This is a genomic window from Arthrobacter sp. CAL618 (assembly GCF_000468215.1).
Taxonomy (GTDB): domain Bacteria; phylum Actinomycetota; class Actinomycetes; order Actinomycetales; family Micrococcaceae; genus Arthrobacter_D.
The window spans coordinates 17,155-32,934 of sequence record NZ_ASZW01000073.1; the positions used below are offsets into that span (position 1 = coordinate 17,155).

Consider the following 15,780-nt stretch of genomic DNA (forward strand, 5'->3'; position numbering starts at 1 on the left):
GCTGTCGTGTGACTTGCCCCCGCCTCCAGCCAACGCACTGCGCCAGCTCACATAGCAACGCTTTCGCCCACGGCTGCCCTGCTGCGGGGGTACCGTTCGAGTGATACAGCCCCGGTTAGGACAGACAGGGAGATTCAATGAACGGTGCGGCTGGGTTACCGTGCGAGCCCTGGGCGACCGACAGTGGCACCGCAGTAGCGCTCAGCGCCCTGGTCCTGCTCCAGGCTGACGCGGTGGATAACGTGGCGTCCCGGATGGTGGAGGTTGCCGACCTTGAGTGGGAATCACCGGCGGGCCGGAACTATCGGGATTACGTTCTGGTCCAGGCGGGAGGAGTGCGCCTGTGCGGTGCACTGTTGCGAGACGCCGCGATCGGTGTCGAATCGTTCGCCGCCACGCTCAGAAGCTTCGAGTACAACCGGTACCTGGCGCAGCAGCTGCCATGAGGGCAACGGGCGACCTTTTGCCAGTCAACCCACCACCGGAACCGGTGGAGTCCAGCATCGTCGTCAACGGTGGAGTAGGAAGCATCAGGTTCCAATGGTCGGAGCTACGGCAGGGAACGGTACGGCTCGGGCTCCTGGCCGACAGCATCAGCGATATCCTCCAGCAGTGCGGGGAGCTCCAATGGCGGCTCCAAATGCTTCTCAAAGAGCAGGACCCGACCGTGCGGGGCGCAGGGGTCGGCGCCGTCACCGGCCTTGACGATGCGCGGACCGCGCTGGCGGCAGCCGAAGACGAACTGCGGGACACAGCCCAGCGGGTTGAAGCGTGCCGACTGGCCTACGAAGCGGCCGAGGCTATGGCTCGCCTGGCTTCGGCCGCAGCCAGGACCGCTCTGGGAGAGGTCGAACGGGACCTGGCTCGGGCCATCAGCCTCGCCAATGGTGGCGACCTGGCCGAACCCAGTGCGTTGAGCGTGGAACGGCTATCGCCTGTTGCCGGGCTGACACTCGACGGCACAGTGCCCGCGTTATTGGATCGGGTCCAGGCGGTCAATGCAGACGGACCAGGAGCCTTCGAGGTGCTGAAAGTTCAGGGACCGGAGGGGTCGGTGTTTGTCGTAGTGCTGCCAGGCACCCAGGGGTCGTCCATCACCGCCAGCACCCAGCCCTTCGATCCGACCGGAATCGTCGAGGCGGTCCAGTACGACAGCATGTTTGTCACCGAGGCAGTGGGAGCGGCGCTCGCCGAATCTGGAGCCGTCCCGGGGGACCGGGTGATGGTCGTCGGCTACAGCCAGGGCGGAATGCACGCAGCGAACATTGCCCAGAACCCGGGCTTCGTGGAAACCTACCAGCTTGAGCTGGTGTTGACCGCGGGATCTCCCACCGGCCGGGAACCCTCCGGTGGGGCTCAATACCTGCACCTGGAGCATGCCGACGATTGGGTCCATCAGGTGGATGGCACCTCGAATCCCGACGAACGCGACCGGGTGACGGTGACCCTGCGGGATCCGGTCGCAGGGATTCCCGACGGCGACAAAGGGTTGGGCGCAGCGCACAAGCTGGGCACCTATCTGGCCGGGGCCGAAGCGGTCGAGGCCAGCAGCCACCCCTCAGTGGTAGCGACCGTCGCCACACTCAGGGCTGCGATCGGTCCCCGGGTCCCGGCCGAACGGCATGTGTTCATAGCCCACCGCCCATCGGTTGAGGGGCGTACCTCCTCGACTGACCAGCGGCGACGGGGACATCGGTTCACGCCTGGTCCGGCCCCTGAGCCGGGCCGCTCGGTGGGTGGACCCCAGCTACCTGCGAGTGCCAGTGAGTGACCCTGCCACCATCGAGACCACGCTGATGATGAGTGAGCCGAGGACTGCGGTCCAGAAGAAATCGTCAACCGAGAACAGAATTGGGGTGAAAGAGGTCAGCCACGCGGTGAGCATCAGCATGCCTGCGTTGATGATGACGGTGAACAAACCGAGCGTCAGGATGGTGAGCGGGAGGGACAGCAATGCAACGATTGGCCGGACCAGCGCATTGACGATACCGAAAACCAACCCTACGAACAGGTAAGACAACACGACTCCGGTGGTATCCCCACTGGACGCCGCTCCTCCCACCTCGATGCCTGGAAGAAGCCAGGCCGCGACGAAAAGCGCCAGCGCATTAATGAGGATACGCACAATGAACTTCAGCATGACCCAATGCTGTCATAAGGCTCAACCCATGCCCAGCGATAAGCTGGACCTATGACTACACCAGAGCGCCAGGGCGACGACGCCGGGGCACAGGAACCTTCAATCCATCCCCGCAGCGTGTTGGGCCGCCTGCCACGCTATGCGGCCGGCAAGCCGCCGGTCGTTGTCGAGGGCCTGCAGAGCTACAAACTTTCCTCCAATGAGAACCCCCTCCCACCGCTACCGTCGGTGCTAGCGGCGATCGCGTCGCAGACGCACATCAACCGCTATCCAGACCCGATGACCACCGCGCTCCGGACGGCGCTCGCGTCGTTCCTCGCCGTCCCCGCCGATGACATTGTTGCCGGCGCAGGAAGCCTGGGCGCGTTGAACCAGGTCCTGGCCACGTTTGCGGGGCAAAACGACTACGACGCGGCCGATGAAGTGATCTATCCGTGGCGCTCATTCGAGGCGTACCCGATTTGCGTTGGGCTGGCCGGGGCGGCCGGTGTGCAGATTCCACTAAACCAGGATGGAACCCACGACCTCGAGGCAATGCTTGCGGCAATTACTGACAGGACCCGCGTCATCCTGCTGTGCACGCCCAACAACCCCACCGGACCGATCCTTAAGGCGGCCGAGGTCGCCTCGTTCCTGCAGCGGGTGCCGGCGCATATCGTCGTCGTCATCGACGAGGCTTACCAGGAGTTTGTCAGGGACGCCGAGGCAGTGGACGGGCTCGCGATGTACCGGGAGCACCAGAACGTTGTGGTGTTGCGCACGTTCTCCAAGGCGCATGGCCTCGCTGGGCTTCGCGTGGGGTACTCCGTCTCGCAGCCGGAACTGACTCAACATCTCAGGGTGAGCGCCGTGCCGTTTGCAGTCTCCCAGATCGCTGAACAGGCTGCGGTCACCTCCCTGGAGCATTTCGACGAGGTGAGGGAGCGCGTCCAGGGGATTGTCGATGAGCGGACCCGGGTGGTCGAGGGCCTGCGGGAGCTGGGCTGGACTGTGCCCAACGCCGAGGGAAACTTCGTCTGGCTCGCGCTTGGCGACAACACGCCGGAATTCGCGGGACTCGCTGAACAGCGGGCCTTGTCGGTCCGCGCCTTCGGCACCGAGGGGGCCCGGGTGAGTATTGGCGAGCCCGAAGCCAACACCCGTTTCCTTGACCTTTGCGCTGCTTACCCACATGGGCCCGGCCTTTCGTAGAGCGTCATAAATGGGTTGAGCACGATCACGTGACTAGTGTGGACGAGGTACATGCGCATGAGCGTATGTCCCAGCGATACATTCCATTCAAGGTATATAAGGACGGGGAGGGAGCACGTATGGACGTTGTGCAATCGACCGCAGCCGGGCTGGACAGCAACGGAAACGGCGTGGGTCCGGCCGGTGCTGGATTGGACACCCCGGACATGGTCCAGCTGATGACCGCAGACGGCGATCTGCTGGACGATGCTCGGTTCAGCGACTATGCCCCCGATCCGGACACCTATCAGGGCCTGTACCGGGACATGTTCCTGATCCGCCGGTTCGATCAGGAGTCGACTGCGCTCCAGCGGCAGGGCCAGCTAGCCCTCTGGGTGCCACTGACCGGCCAGGAAGCCGCGCAGATCGGCTCGGGTCGCGCAATGCAGCCACAGGACTATGCCTTCCCTACCTACCGGGAGCACGGCGTGGCACTGACCAGGGGAGTCGACTTACCGGACATCCTCAAGCTGTTCCGCGGGATCACGAACGGTGGCTGGGATCCCCGGAAGCACAACTTCCAGCTCTACACGCTGGTGCTGGCTGCCCAGACCCTGCACGCTGTCGGCTACGCGATGGGGATTCAGCGGGACCGTACCGCCGATCCTGCCGTCCCCGCGGCGGCATCGGTCGCCTATTTCGGGGATGGGGCCAGCTCCGAGGGTGACGTTCACGAAGCGATGGTCTTCGCCGCCTCGTTCAACGCCCCGGTGGTGTTCTTCTGCCAGAACAACCACTGGGCCATCTCGGTGCCCTCGGACGTCCAGACCCGGGTACCCCTGGCCCAGCGCGCCTCGGGCTACGGGTTCCCCGGCATCCGCGTCGACGGCAACGATGTCCTGGCAGTCAGTGCGGTCACCGCCTGGGCGCTGGAACATGCCCGGCAGGGCAAGGGGCCGGTGCTCATCGAGGCGTTCACCTACCGGATGAGTGCCCACACGACAGCCGACGACCCGACCAAGTATCGTGCCTCCGCTGACGAAGAATCATGGCTGGCGCGTGATCCTCTACTCCGGTTGGAAACTTATCTCCGAGCCAACGGCACCGCCGACTCGTTTTTCGAACGACTTGAGGCGGAGGCGGCGGAGCAGGCCGGCCGGCTCCGTCGCGCGGTCCTCGCCATGGAAGCACCCGATCTTAGCCAGCGTTTCGGCACGGCTTATGCCGAGCCGCACCCCCTGGTTCAGGAGGAACTGCGGTTCTGGCAGGACTACGAGGCTGGATTCGCGCCAGAGAAGGATGGAGGTCGCTAGATGCCGGTCATGACCATCGCCAAAGCGATCAACGAGGGCCTCCGCGCCTCGCTGGAGGCTTCCCCGACGACGCTGCTGATGGGCGAAGATATCGGCGCTCTCGGGGGCGTCTACCGCGTGACCGAGGGCCTGAAAGCCGAGTTTGGCGCAGATCGCGTAGTCGATACGCCGCTTGGCGAGTCAGGCATCATCGGGACAGCCATCGGGTTGGCCTTGCGCGGCTATCGACCCGTCTGCGAGATTCAGTTCGACGGGTTTGTCTTCCCGGGGTTTAACCAGATCACCACCCAATTGGCGAAGATGCATGCCCGCAGCGACGGAATGCTCCGAGTTCCGGTGGTCATCCGGATCCCTTATGGGGGCGGGATCGGTAGCGTTGAACACCACTCCGAGTCACCCGAGGCGTTGTTTGCGCACACCGCAGGACTGCGCATCATCACGCCCTCCAACCCCCAGGACGCCTATTGGATGATCCAGCAGGCCATCGAGTGCGACGACCCGGTGATCGTCTTCGAACCGAAACGACGCTACTGGCTCAAGGGGGAGGTGGACCTAACCTCCCCATCCGGGGACCCGTTCACCGCCCACGTGCTGCGTGAAGGCACGGACGCGACAGTGGTGGCGTACGGCCCGCTGGTGCCCGTTGCGCTCGCCGCCGCAGCGGCTGCAGCGGAGGATGGACACAGTATCGAAGTAATCGACCTTCGGTCGGTGTCACCGATGGATTTCGACACGGTGACGGCATCAGTCCAAAAGACGGGACGGCTGGTTGTCGCCCATGAAGCGCCCACGTTCGGCGGGATCGGCGGTGAGCTTGCGGCCCGCGTGACCGAACGCGCCTTCCTTTCGCTACAGGCCCCCGTGATGCGGGTAGGAGGCTTCCACCTGCCGTATCCCGTGGCGCGCATGGAAGAGCACTACCTGCCAGATATTGATCGGATCCTCGAATCCGTCGACCGGGCCCTGGCCTACTAGAGGAACCCCATGACACTCAATACGTTTAATCTCCCCGACGTCGGGGAAGGGCTCACCGAGGCAGAGATAGTTCAGTGGAAGGTCCAGCCAGGCAGCGTCGTCGCGATCAATGACATCATCGTCGAGATCGAGACTGCCAAATCCCTGGTAGAGCTGTCCTCCCCGTACGCGGGCGTCGTCGCGGAGCTTCTAGCCACGGAGGGTGAGACCATCGACGTCGGCTCGCCGATCATCTCTGTAGCGGACGGCGACGACGACGCGCCAGCTCCCCAGATGCCCGGCGAGTTATCCACCCCGCCGGCGACCACTCATCCATCAGCCGCGACGGACGCGTCAGCCACCAGCGGCTTCGCAGCCGACAGCGGACAGCCTCCGGGCGCCCAGGAGACACCGGAGGCCGGCCCACTGGTGGGAACCGGCCCGAAAGCTGATGCGGTGAAGCGGCGGCCTCGACGGGCTGACGCAGCGCCAATGCAGGCTCCAACTCCGCAGTCCGCCCCGCCGGCTGACGGGGCGCAGCCAGCCAACCGGGTGCTGGCCAAACCGCCGGTTCGGAAGGCGGCCCGCGATCTCGGAATCAACCTGTCCGATGTCGAAGGGACTGGCCGCTCGGGCGAGGTGACCAAGCGGGATCTCATGAGCTACCAGGCGCAGCGCGACGCCGAACAGGACGGCGCCAATACCTTCTGGGAAGCGACCCAAAAGCCTCAGGACCAGCGGATTGAACGCGTGCCCGTCAGAGGTGTCCGCAAGGCGACCGCCAAGGCGATGGTGGACAGCGCCTTCTCGGCGCCGCACGTCAGCATCTTCGTGGACGTGGACGCCTCCCGCACCATGGAGTTCGTGAAGCGGCTCAAGGCTTCCCGGGACTTCGAGGGAATCAAGGTGTCGCCCCTGCTCATTCTGTGCAAGGCAGTCATCTGGGCCGCCGCCCGCAACCCGTCGGTCAATGCGACCTGGGCCGGTGACGAGATCCTCGTCAAGCACTTCATGAACCTGGGCATCGCTGCCGCTACTCCTCGCGGACTGATGGTTCCGAACATCAAGGATGCGCAGGACCTGACGTTGAAGGAACTCGCGATCGCCCTCAATGAGCTGGCGACCACTGCTCGTGCGGGAAAGACGCAACCAGCCCAGATGCAGGGCGGGTCTCTCACAGTCACGAACATCGGCGCACTCGGGATCGATACAGGGACGCCAATCATCAACCCGGGAGAGGTTGCAATCGTGGCCTTCGGCACGATCAAGCAGAAACCGTGGGTGCTGGACGGGGAAGTTATCCCACGGTGGATCACCACATTGGGGGGATCGTTCGACCACCGGGTGGTGGATGGCGACCTCAGCGCACGCTTCATGGCCGACGTCGCCTCCATCCTGGAGGAGCCTGCGCTGCTGCTCGACTGAGGTTGTGCCCTAGGCTGGTTTCCGATGCCAAATAACCCCAGTCCGAGCCAGCGCCCCGACCGAGAAAATTCGGGGGCGCCGTCGCCCACCGGTTCCTACCTCAAGCGGCTGTTGCCCATGCTGCTCGCCGCGTTCATCGGCTCAACCGTGCTGCAGTGGCTCTTCCCGGAACTGAACTTCGTGGTCCGGCTGCTGATTCTTGCCGTCCTGCTGCTGGCGGTCTCGGTTGTCCTGGACCGGTTGCGTTCCCGCAACAGGTAGCCTCCGCTTACGCATGATTCGATGCGATCGCTTCCTGGAGGATCGGGGCAAGACGCTCGATTCCCGTGACGATGTCCTCGCTGGAGACTGCGCTGAAGGCAAGCCGCAGCTTGTTCGACGGGGCATCGGAGGGGGTGAAAGCGGCACCGGGAATGAACACCACCCCCGCGTCGATTGCCTTGTACAGCAGGGGGTAGGTGTCGATCCCTTCGGGCAGGGTTACCCAGATAAAGAAGCCCCCATCGGGACGCGTCCACGACACCGACGCTGGTAGGTGCTGCGCCAGGGCACTCAGCATGGTTGAACACCTCTCGCTGTACAAGGCTCGCGTGGTCTCAAGATGACCCAGCCAGTCGTAATCGCTGAGATAGGCCGAAACCAGCATCTGGGTCAGCGGGGATGGACAAAGCACCACAGCTTCGCACGCCAGATAGAACCGCCGATGCAGGTGCCTGGGCACCAACGCCCAGCCGAGCCGCACCCCGGGGGCGAAAATTTTGGAGAAGGACCCCAGATAAATGACGTCGTCGGGGTTGCCTTCGCGCAGCGGGGTCAGCGGCTTGCCATCAAAGCGCAGCAGGCCGTACGGGTTGTCCTCCAGCACGAGGATGTTGTGTTTTTTGCAGATGTCGACAATGACCTGACGGCGACTGGCCTTCAGGGTAATCCCGCTCGGGTTGTTGAAGCTGGGGATGGTGTAGAGGGCCTTGATGGTTCGGCCCTCCGACTGTAGTTCGGTGATCCGCTGTTCGAGGGCTTCGGGGATCAGGCCGTCGTCGTCCATGGCCACCGCCTGGACATCCACCTGGTATGCCTCGAAGGTGTTGAGCGCTCCGACATATGTGGGGTCCTCACACAGGATCACATCGCCTGGGTTGCAGAAAACCTTGGCGGCGACGTCCTGCGCTGACTGCGATCCGGTTGTGACCACGAGGTCTGCCGGGTCGGCGTCGGTAATTCCCTCGGCCGCCATGACCTCGCAGATCTGTTGGCGAAGCTTTTCCATCCCCTGGCCACCGCCGTATTGCAGCGCCTCCAGGCCGTGCTCGGCGATGATCCGGTGGGCAGTGTCGCCAAGCTCCTTCAGGGGAAGCGAACGCAGGTAGGGGCTTCCTCCGGCGAGCGACACCAGCCCGGGTTGGATTGAAATGTCGAAGACATCGCGCACCGCAGACTGTTTGATGTTCGCAGCCCGATCGGAGAATAGAGCCTCGTGTCGATGAGCTGAATCAACTGCGCGGACCAGCGCTGCTTCGGTTTCGGCCGGCATGGTCGTTGGGTCAAGTTTTGCCTGTGAGTTCACTCACGCAGTCTAAGGCAGGGGTTAACTAATGAGCAACGGGTGTTGCCTGTTGTAGGTATTCTCCCTGTGGTCAGATCCAGCCCGCATCGCGGGCCTTCGCGCCCGCCTGGAATCGACTGTCAGCCTTCAATGCCTCGAGCATCCAGGCAATGTGCCGTCTGCACGTGCGTACACTGAGATCGAGGCGCCGGGCAATAACCTCATCCGAGTAGCCGGCAGCGAGGCCCGCAAGAATTGCCTGCTGGGTTCCATTGAGCGGCGACACCGTATCCTCCTCCGTTGGAAACGGCTCGGCGAACTCCCAGGTGAAGTTGAAGAACCGAATGAAGACGTTCACCAGGTTAGGGTCGCGGATCATCATCGCGGCCTTGTCGTCGCTCGTCAGCTGCCGAGCCACCACAGCGAGTTTCCGGTCGAAAATCAGCATCCTGAATGGCACCGACGGCAAAGTGCGGAACTCGCCGCCCTCCGCAGCAATCGCTTTCACCGCCTTGCGGGTCGGCATGTGGTCGCGGGTACTGAGGTCGTAGAGGTTCCTGCGGTTCACGCCCTGCTTCAGCAGGTCGACGTCCTTCCTGACGTTCTCCTCCTGGAAATCTGCATTCGCGCCCTGGCCGGGGACAGCCATCAACACGTGCTCGGAAACGTCCCGACCATACTCGATCAACACCCGTTGAATCAGGTGCGGGTCCTCGAGCACCTCAACCGATGCGCTGGAGAGGACGTCCCTGCGGGCTTCGAGGTAGAGGGGAACCAGGCCGGATAGCTCGAGGCGCCTGGTGTTGATCCGACTCTTCAAGTCCTGGACGAGGCGCTCGTCAGCGTCAACCAGATCGGCCAGCGCGACGTCGGGCGAAATCGCGACGAACGCGTCCGAATCCGCTGCATGTGAGCTGAGCAGCTTCCGCTCACTGAGCTGGTTCGTCGCGGAATCAATGTCCCTCAGGGTGTAACCAAGGGCCTCCGAGGCACCCTGACGCGTCCATCCGGGGTGGGCGACGGCGTAGCGGTAGAGCTCTAGACCTAGTCCGTCGAGCATGAACATTCCTCCCCGGTATGGCGGCACACCTGCCTGTAGCCTACCGACCTGTTTCCTCGCGGGGCGATTCGGTTGTGCAGCGCCGCCTGATAGGTCGATCATGGCGCTGTAAAACATGACATGTCCACTTTATGACACAGTGCTTGATGCCTGTCGCGGTTCCGCCCCAGGAGCGGATTTCCCTTGGACGGGTGCGGGTATTGGGGTCTTGCGAGCGTTGGTTGCGCCGGCAGAAATCTGCCATTTAGTCATCTTTAGGCCATGTCCAGAACAGGGTGGTTATCTGGCTGGACATCGATAGAGCCAGCGGCTCATGGTTGTGGGTATCGGCATCACTTCCGCCGACGCACCACCACATGTGGCCACTCAAGGGGGGTTCTCGTGAAAAAGATTGTCGGCACAGTAGCCGGTCTTCTAGTCGTCATGAGTGTCGTTGCCTCTACCAGTCCCGAGCTCAGCGCGGCGAACTGGGAATGGCCTAAAACGGTGATGGCAGACAACTGGGAGTGGCCGAAATAGCAGGTTGTTTTGACCGATTCCCGTCGGGATGGCAGCACTTAGACTCGCCCCAGTGGCGGTGACCAACATCCGGAAGGAGAGAGCTATGAGTCAGCTGGTTGCAGTTCGAAACGCCTCACGAACCGCCAACAGCACTCAATGGTGGCATCTCTCGCTCTTTACCGGTGGCTTCGATGTAGCGGACGGCATCATTGAAGATCTGGTCACCCCACTGGCGGCGCAGGCTCAGCTTTTGGGGGCCAGCCGTTGGTTCTTCACCCGGGGTGAGGAACCAACGGTGCCTCAGGTGCGGCTTCACGTTCTTGCCAGTCCCGCCGCAATTGCCAGTCTTCAGACCTCGCTTGCCACCTTCCGGGCCCGGGCCACCGCGGGGGACCTTGGCGGCGCAAACCCCAGCGCTGTGGCTGGGTTGCACGTCCGGCAGTACCTCTCCTCACCAGCGGGCAGCCAGCTGCCCCCGGGCTCCGATAAATCCAGTGGCAATGAGATCAGAAGGAAGCTGGAAGCCGACCTCGAGAAATACGGTGGGGTTGCAGGTCTCCAACTTGCTGAAGAGGTCTTCGAACTCTCCTCCGAGCTGGCCTCATGGGCCAGCCGACGTTTCCCCAAGATGCACAACCGATCGGCGTTCGGTGCGCTGATCCTTTTCGACTCTGCACGGAGCATGATGAAAGGCCCACGATCTGCTGGTTGGCCTGACCGGCGGCGAATCAGCTGGGACTTTTATTGGAACAGTCACCTCAGAACCTGCACCGCTGACCTGGGCCCCCGCGCGGTGGGCGTCCGTGAGGCCCTGGCGGCACAGGTGGAGGTCCGGGCTTCAGCCTTCCACGGCTTGATGGCGGCCACCGCTGCCGAATCTGCGGCGCATAACTGGCGTCGCAGATGGTCCCGCGGGATCGACAATTATCTTTACCGCGCCGACAAGGCCCAGGTGAGCCGCAGCGCTCAGCACCTGACCGTTTACCAGGCGCACCTGACGCTGAATCGGCTGGGCTTTTCTACCCGTGAAGAGGCAGTCCTCGGTCTGTACGCCCGGTCATGGGGCATCGAACGCGAGTCACCCACTTACCGACAGAATTAGGCCAGACCCAGACCCGACCAGCAGGGCACCACGGAAGGATTAGAGCACCATGGCGATTAGCAATGATGTCATCCTGGCAACCGATGTGCGGGAACTCAGTGAGGCTCTGGGGTGCTCACCGGACACCCTTGAGGACATGCTGGTGCAGGGTGTGCTCGCTTCCCGTGGCGAATTGTGGGAGGTTGGACCGGCCAGGGACTACCTGCGCGATGCCGCCTGGGCGGACAGCCTCTGGTCCTGACTGCCTCTGGTTCTGACTGCCTCTGATTCTCACTGCGGGCGGTGTTCATTGCGGCTGAGGTTTATCGAACAGTCGAGGATCGAAGGGTTTAACTCCGCCCGGTAGGCTGAGCCCATGACGACAATCCGAACAGCAGTCTTCGGCTACGGCCTTGGTGGACGCGTGTTTCATGCCCCTTTCATCCACGCTGACCCGCGGTACTCACTCGATATCATCGTCACTTCCGACCCAGCCAGGAAAGCCGAAGCCGAGGTGCGGTATCCGGGTGTCCGCGTAGTACCGACTGCCGCGGACGCCTTCGCCCTGGCTGGTCAGCTCGATCTGGCCGTGATCAGCACTCCGCCGGCCACTCACGTTCCGCTGGCTCAAGCGGCTTTGGAGGCTGGGCTCGCTGTCGTCGTCGACAAGCCCTTCGTCGTCGACACGGCGGATGGTCTGCGGCTCATCGAACTGGCGCGGTCTCGTGGGACGGTGCTGAGCGTTTTTCAGAACCGAAGGTGGGATGGCGATTTCCTGACCGCCCGGAAGCTCATCGACGACGGCGCCCTCGGGACGGTACGCCGCTTCGAGTCCCGCATGGAGTCCTTCAAACCTGTGGTGTCCAAACCGTGGAAGGGGGCGGTCGCCGGGGAGGGCGGCGGCATACTCTACGATCTGGGACCGCACCTGATCGACCAGGCGTTGCAGCTATTCGGGCCCGCGGAGCTGCAATACGCCGAGCTTGCCGCGCACCGCGGCGACGGTGGGCCGGATGACGATGCGTTCCTCGCCCTGCGGCACACCAGCGGGACCATCAGCCACCTGTGGATGAACGCCCTGGCACCACAGGCTGCCCCCCGGTTCCGTATCGTTGGATCCCAGTCGGCCTATTCGAAGTGGGGTGTTGACGTGCAGGAACCGTCGATCATCGCGGGAATGCTGCCCACAGATTCCCTTTATGGAGTCGAGGATGAACTCGCCTGGGGGCTCCTGGGGTTCGACGCCGACGCTACCAAGGTGCGCACGGAGAAGGGCGCTTACCCGCGGTTTTACGAGCTGATGGCCTCAGCCGTGCTCGATGGTGCACCGGTGCCCGTAGATCCGCAGGACAGCATTGCTGCCCTGCGGATCATTGAGGCAACCCACCTCCGCTGAGTCAGACCAGTTCTCGCCAGTCAGCGGCAAGGTCGAGGCCGTGAGCTTCGGAAACAGAATGGTGTGCAACCCGTCCACCGGCAATATTCAGGCCATGCGCCAGTGCAGCGTCGGACTCAAACGCAGCCCGGACCCCGCGGTTCGCCAGTGCGACCGCATAGCGGAGCGTCACATTGGTGAGTGCGTAGGTTGAGGTGTTGGGCACTGCGCCCGGCATGTTCCCCACACAGTAGAACAGCGAGTTGTGCACGGTGAAGGTGGGATTCTCGTGCGTGGTCACATGTGAATCCTCGAAGCAACCACCCTGGTCCACAGCGATATCCACAAGGACGCTTCCCGGTTTCATCCGGGAAACCATTTGGTTCGTCACGAGCTTCGGAGCACGGGCACCGGGGATCAGGACAGAACCAATCACCAGATCAGCGTCCAACACTGCTCGCTCGATTTCAAAGGCATTTGAGGCGACGGTCTTGACCCGGCCCGCGTAGAGGGCGTCCAACTCGCGCAACCGGCCAATGTTGATGTCGAGAATGGTGACTTCAGCGCCAGTGCCCACCGCCATCGCTGCCGCATTTGTGCCGGCTACGCCGGCGCCGAGGACAACTACCTTCGCTGGGCGTACTCCGGGTACCCCTCCGAGGAGTAGACCGGGGCCACCAGCAGGAGCGGTCAGGACCTGAGCTCCCACCTGTACCGACAGTCGACCGGCAACCTCGGACATCGGTGCCAGCAGGGGCAGCGCGCGCCCGTCCTGAACCGTTTCGTAGGCAATCGCCGTTACGCCCGCGTCCAGCAGTGCCCGGGTCAGCTCGGGTTCCGCCGCAAGGTGGAGGTAGGTGAAGAGAATCAGACCCTCGCGGAACCGGTGATACTCCTCGGCGATCGGCTCCTTGACCTTGAGCACCAGGTCCGCCCGGGACCACAATTCGTCGGCAGAGGTGACAATCTCCGCGCCGGCTGCAGAGTACTCATCGTCGGTAATGTATGAACCGACTCCAGCGTCTTTTTCAATCAGGACTGTATGCCCGTTGGTACGGAGCTCATGCACCCCTGAGGCGGTGATGGCCACGCGGAACTCGTTGTTTTTGACTTCTTTAGGAACGCCGACGATCACGGGATTCTCCGTTCACTCTCAAGGTGCGGTGAGGTGGCTTATAGCCAGGTCCCTAGCCTACGGACAACCAGGAGCCTTCGGGCAGCCCCCCGGTCGTGTTAGATCGTCGCCCGGGGACGGATGATGGCCCGACTGGGTCAACGATCCCTGTGGATGCGGGCCCGGTGCGGAATGTGACCTGGTTCACTACCATACGAACAGCAGCTAACGACGTCGACAAGTGTCGACCTTTTGCGCATCAATTGTCTCCTTGGTGACGCCGCCCAGTAGCATGAGGCAATGCAGCCAGACGGGGTCGACGCGGCCGTCGAATCGATAGCCGCCCGGCTGAACCGCGGCCTGTCTCTTGAAGATCTCGACGGCGTGCTGCTGGCGTACAGCAGCCACCAATCCGCTGCTGACCGGGTCAGGGTCAATTTCCTGCTGAGCAAGAAGGTGCCTGCCGACGTCAGCCAATGGCAATTGCAGCACGGCATCTCATCGGCAGTCCGTCCAGTGGTGCTGCCAGCCAACCCGTCGCTAGGGATGCTCGGACGAGTCTGCGTTCCCTTGCTGGTCCGAGGGTTCCGGGTGGGCTACCTCTGGGTGCAGCAGGAGGCAAACGAGACGACCCCCGAGGCCATTCTCGACCAGCTCCCGGATGTGCGTGCTGACATGGATCGACTTGCATCACTACTACTGGAAGGCAACACGGCAGCCTCCGAACACCGTCGCAAGAGGGAAAGCATCTTTCTGGCGGCCTGTGACGGGACCGAGGCTGGTACCGACGAGCTGGCTGGTTGGCCCGAGCTTCACAACACTGCTCCCTGGCAGGTAGCGGTGCTCTACGCCCAGAACGATCTGCCCGAACCCGCAGACCCCCACGCGAGCCTGCTGACCCACCGCACTGCCGCCCTGCAGGCCACCGTCGGTGTGAGGTCGGTGCTGTTCAGCGCCGGGACTCCGGCCATCGCCGTGCTGCTCCTCACCGGTGACGTGGGCGGCGGCGAATACGCTGAGATCCTTCGCCGATACGATCAGGAACAAGCCAAGCGTGAAGGCGGTGCTGTGGGGCGCGCCCTGCTGGGGCTGAGCGAACGGGTGCTTGATCTACGGGAGCTGCCAAAGGCTTTCAGCCAGGCACGCCACGCCGTCCAGGCGTCGGCGGTCGATGGAGGGCTCGGTCTGATCACTGAATACCGGGCCACCGGGTGCTATCAGTTCCTAGCCGCCGGAGGGTGGCAGCTGACATCCGCCAAGTCGGTCCACTTCGCCGAAATTGAGGAGCAGGATAAAAACTCTGAACTACTGCCCGTCCTGGAGTTGCTTTACGACAAGAACGGGTCGGTTCAGGATGTAGCCGCGCAACTGCACCTCCACCGCAGTAGTGTCTACAACCGGCTGGCGCGAATCCGGTCGATCATCGGCGCGGACCCGCTGAACGGTCATGTGCGGCTGGAACTCCATTTAGCCCTCAAGGCGCGGAAATGGTCACGGCGTCCCAGGATCTAATCCGGTATTGGCAGTCTGTTAGCTGCCCGTAATTGATCGCGGCGACTCTCCGCGTTTGTCTGATTTCTGCGTGGCCAGCCACTTGGTAATGTCCTGGGATCTAATTCGTCGATGGGTGCCGCGATATTCGACCGGAATAATCCCAGCATCAGTGAGATTTCGTAAATAGGTGTGTGAAATTCCAGCTGCCGCCGCGGCCTGTGAAGTGGTCAGGGTCTCGGCAGCGGAGGTGGTGGTGACGGCGTCGCCGGCAGCAAGCCGACGCAGGACGTCGACGACAGCATCCCGGGCGGCAGGTGGCAGTTTCACCGCGGTGCCGTCAACAAATACGGTGACGTCAGCAGTTTCGGCGAGGGCACGGTTCAACGGTGCTGCATCGGCTGGGCGAAGGGCCTCGGTGGTGTGGGGGCTGCGGATGACCATTCCTCTATTCTGCCAAGGCCTGTCAAAAGTGAAAGTTTCAACAGAATTCGTTAATCCAGTGGTGACGACAGGCTCTTCCCCAAATGTCGTGAGAGGACTAGGGTGGGGTCCACTCATAAGGGGACGGAATTAACCGGAGCTCAATTATTCACTGGCTGGAGTGGTGATT

At 62.9% G+C, this 15,780-nt stretch carries 16 protein-coding genes; 11 read left to right on the forward strand and 5 right to left on the reverse strand.

The genetic code is table 11. The annotated features are described in order from the left end of the window. Positions 1-137: 137 nt before the first annotated feature. Complete coding sequence (locus K728_RS0104610; RefSeq protein WP_024476001.1) at positions 138-446, forward strand: hypothetical protein; 309 nt, start codon at positions 138-140, stop codon at positions 444-446. Next, entirely contained in the window at positions 443-1,771 is a 1,329-nt protein-coding gene (locus K728_RS20045) for a hypothetical protein (protein WP_156911174.1), read from the forward strand. Before K728_RS0104610 ends, K728_RS20045 begins: the two co-directional genes overlap by 4 nt. On the opposite strand, the gene K728_RS0104620 is transcribed toward K728_RS20045, so the two are convergent. Next, complete coding sequence (locus K728_RS0104620; protein ID WP_019482135.1) at positions 1,748-2,140, reverse strand: phage holin family protein; 393 nt, start codon at positions 2,138-2,140, stop codon at positions 1,748-1,750. The genes K728_RS20045 and K728_RS0104620 overlap by 24 nt on opposite strands. 51 nt (positions 2,141-2,191) lie before the next feature. On the opposite strand from K728_RS0104620, the gene K728_RS0104625 reads away from it, so the two are divergent. The 5 genes from K728_RS0104625 to K728_RS20865 all read left to right on the forward strand — a co-directional run bounded on the left by K728_RS0104625 (position 2,192) and on the right by K728_RS20865 (position 7,263). Further along, positions 2,192-3,331 carry a histidinol-phosphate transaminase gene (locus tag K728_RS0104625; protein WP_024476003.1) on the forward strand — a complete coding sequence of 380 codons (1,140 nt, stop codon included), beginning with the start codon at positions 2,192-2,194 and terminating at the stop codon, positions 3,329-3,331. 119 nt (positions 3,332-3,450) lie between these two features. Then, the gene (pdhA, locus tag K728_RS0104630) at positions 3,451-4,623 is read left to right on the forward strand and encodes a pyruvate dehydrogenase (acetyl-transferring) E1 component subunit alpha (RefSeq protein ID WP_024476004.1); all 1,173 of its coding nucleotides are present in this window, start codon (positions 3,451-3,453) and stop codon (positions 4,621-4,623) included. After that, positions 4,624-5,598 carry an alpha-ketoacid dehydrogenase subunit beta gene (locus K728_RS0104635; RefSeq protein WP_019482138.1) on the forward strand — a complete coding sequence of 325 codons (975 nt, stop codon included), beginning with the start codon at positions 4,624-4,626 and terminating at the stop codon, positions 5,596-5,598. It abuts the gene before it with no gap. A 9-nt stretch (positions 5,599-5,607) separates the two neighbouring features. Next, complete coding sequence (locus K728_RS0104640; protein ID WP_024476005.1) at positions 5,608-7,002, forward strand: dihydrolipoamide acetyltransferase family protein; 1,395 nt, start codon at positions 5,608-5,610, stop codon at positions 7,000-7,002. Between the two features lie 24 nt (positions 7,003-7,026). Continuing rightward, positions 7,027-7,263: a hypothetical protein gene (locus K728_RS20865; protein WP_133185410.1), complete on the forward strand. Its 237-nt coding sequence runs from the start codon at positions 7,027-7,029 to the stop codon at positions 7,261-7,263. A gap of 7 nt (positions 7,264-7,270) precedes the next feature. On the opposite strand, the gene K728_RS0104650 is transcribed toward K728_RS20865, so the two are convergent. Further along, positions 7,271-8,533: an aminotransferase-like domain-containing protein gene (locus K728_RS0104650; RefSeq protein ID WP_024476006.1), complete on the reverse strand. Its 1,263-nt coding sequence runs from the start codon at positions 8,531-8,533 to the stop codon at positions 7,271-7,273. 103 nt (positions 8,534-8,636) lie between these two features. After that, positions 8,637-9,605 carry a helix-turn-helix transcriptional regulator gene (locus K728_RS0104655; protein ID WP_024476007.1) on the reverse strand — a complete coding sequence of 323 codons (969 nt, stop codon included), beginning with the start codon at positions 9,603-9,605 and terminating at the stop codon, positions 8,637-8,639. Positions 9,606-10,209: 604 nt separating this feature from the next. On the opposite strand from K728_RS0104655, the gene K728_RS0104660 reads away from it, so the two are divergent. From K728_RS0104660 to K728_RS0104670, 3 genes are all read left to right on the forward strand, one after another. After that, the gene (locus K728_RS0104660) at positions 10,210-11,208 is read left to right on the forward strand and encodes a lantibiotic dehydratase C-terminal domain-containing protein (protein ID WP_024476008.1); all 999 of its coding nucleotides are present in this window, start codon (positions 10,210-10,212) and stop codon (positions 11,206-11,208) included. Between the two features lie 49 nt (positions 11,209-11,257). Beyond that, positions 11,258-11,449, forward strand: a complete 192-nt coding sequence (locus tag K728_RS0104665; RefSeq protein WP_019482144.1) for a hypothetical protein — start codon at positions 11,258-11,260, stop codon at positions 11,447-11,449. A 114-nt stretch (positions 11,450-11,563) separates the two neighbouring features. Further along, a complete protein-coding gene (locus K728_RS0104670) occupies positions 11,564-12,583 on the forward strand; it encodes a Gfo/Idh/MocA family protein (RefSeq protein WP_024476009.1) in 1,020 nt (339 codons plus the stop codon). A 1-nt stretch (position 12,584) separates the two neighbouring features. Here the strand turns inward: K728_RS0104670 and ald are convergent, their stop codons facing one another. Beyond that, complete coding sequence (gene ald, locus K728_RS0104675; RefSeq protein WP_019482146.1) at positions 12,585-13,697, reverse strand: alanine dehydrogenase; 1,113 nt, start codon at positions 13,695-13,697, stop codon at positions 12,585-12,587. A 279-nt stretch (positions 13,698-13,976) separates the two neighbouring features. Here ald and K728_RS0104680 point away from each other — a divergent pair, with 279 nt between their 5' ends. Then, complete coding sequence (locus K728_RS0104680) at positions 13,977-15,188, forward strand: PucR family transcriptional regulator (protein WP_024476010.1); 1,212 nt, start codon at positions 13,977-13,979, stop codon at positions 15,186-15,188. Between the two features lie 18 nt (positions 15,189-15,206). On the opposite strand, the gene K728_RS0104685 is transcribed toward K728_RS0104680, so the two are convergent. Further along, positions 15,207-15,611: a helix-turn-helix domain-containing protein gene (locus tag K728_RS0104685; RefSeq protein ID WP_019482148.1), complete on the reverse strand. Its 405-nt coding sequence runs from the start codon at positions 15,609-15,611 to the stop codon at positions 15,207-15,209. Between the last annotated feature and the right edge of the window lie 169 nt (positions 15,612-15,780).

Bases quoted from the DNA above. Each gene is read 5' to 3' on its own strand.
- K728_RS0104610 (WP_024476001.1), top strand. From the start codon at position 138: ATGAACGGTGCGGCTGGGTTACCGTGCGAGCCCTGGGCGACCGACAGT.
- K728_RS20045 (WP_156911174.1), top strand. From the start codon at position 443: ATGAGGGCAACGGGCGACCTTTTGCCAGTCAACCCACCACCGGAACCG.
- K728_RS0104620 (WP_019482135.1), bottom strand. From the start codon at position 2,140: ATGCTGAAGTTCATTGTGCGTATCCTCATTAATGCGCTGGCGCTTTTC.
- K728_RS0104625 (WP_024476003.1), top strand. From the start codon at position 2,192: ATGACTACACCAGAGCGCCAGGGCGACGACGCCGGGGCACAGGAACCT.
- pdhA (WP_024476004.1), top strand. From the start codon at position 3,451: ATGGACGTTGTGCAATCGACCGCAGCCGGGCTGGACAGCAACGGAAAC.
- K728_RS0104635 (WP_019482138.1), top strand. From the start codon at position 4,624: ATGCCGGTCATGACCATCGCCAAAGCGATCAACGAGGGCCTCCGCGCC.
- K728_RS0104640 (WP_024476005.1), top strand. From the start codon at position 5,608: ATGACACTCAATACGTTTAATCTCCCCGACGTCGGGGAAGGGCTCACC.
- K728_RS20865 (WP_133185410.1), top strand. From the start codon at position 7,027: ATGCCAAATAACCCCAGTCCGAGCCAGCGCCCCGACCGAGAAAATTCG.
- K728_RS0104650 (WP_024476006.1), bottom strand. From the start codon at position 8,533: ATGCCGGCCGAAACCGAAGCAGCGCTGGTCCGCGCAGTTGATTCAGCT.
- K728_RS0104655 (WP_024476007.1), bottom strand. From the start codon at position 9,605: ATGCTCGACGGACTAGGTCTAGAGCTCTACCGCTACGCCGTCGCCCAC.
- K728_RS0104660 (WP_024476008.1), top strand. From the start codon at position 10,210: ATGAGTCAGCTGGTTGCAGTTCGAAACGCCTCACGAACCGCCAACAGC.
- K728_RS0104665 (WP_019482144.1), top strand. From the start codon at position 11,258: ATGGCGATTAGCAATGATGTCATCCTGGCAACCGATGTGCGGGAACTC.
- K728_RS0104670 (WP_024476009.1), top strand. From the start codon at position 11,564: ATGACGACAATCCGAACAGCAGTCTTCGGCTACGGCCTTGGTGGACGC.
- K728_RS0104680 (WP_024476010.1), top strand. From the start codon at position 13,977: ATGCAGCCAGACGGGGTCGACGCGGCCGTCGAATCGATAGCCGCCCGG.
- K728_RS0104685 (WP_019482148.1), bottom strand. From the start codon at position 15,611: ATGGTCATCCGCAGCCCCCACACCACCGAGGCCCTTCGCCCAGCCGAT.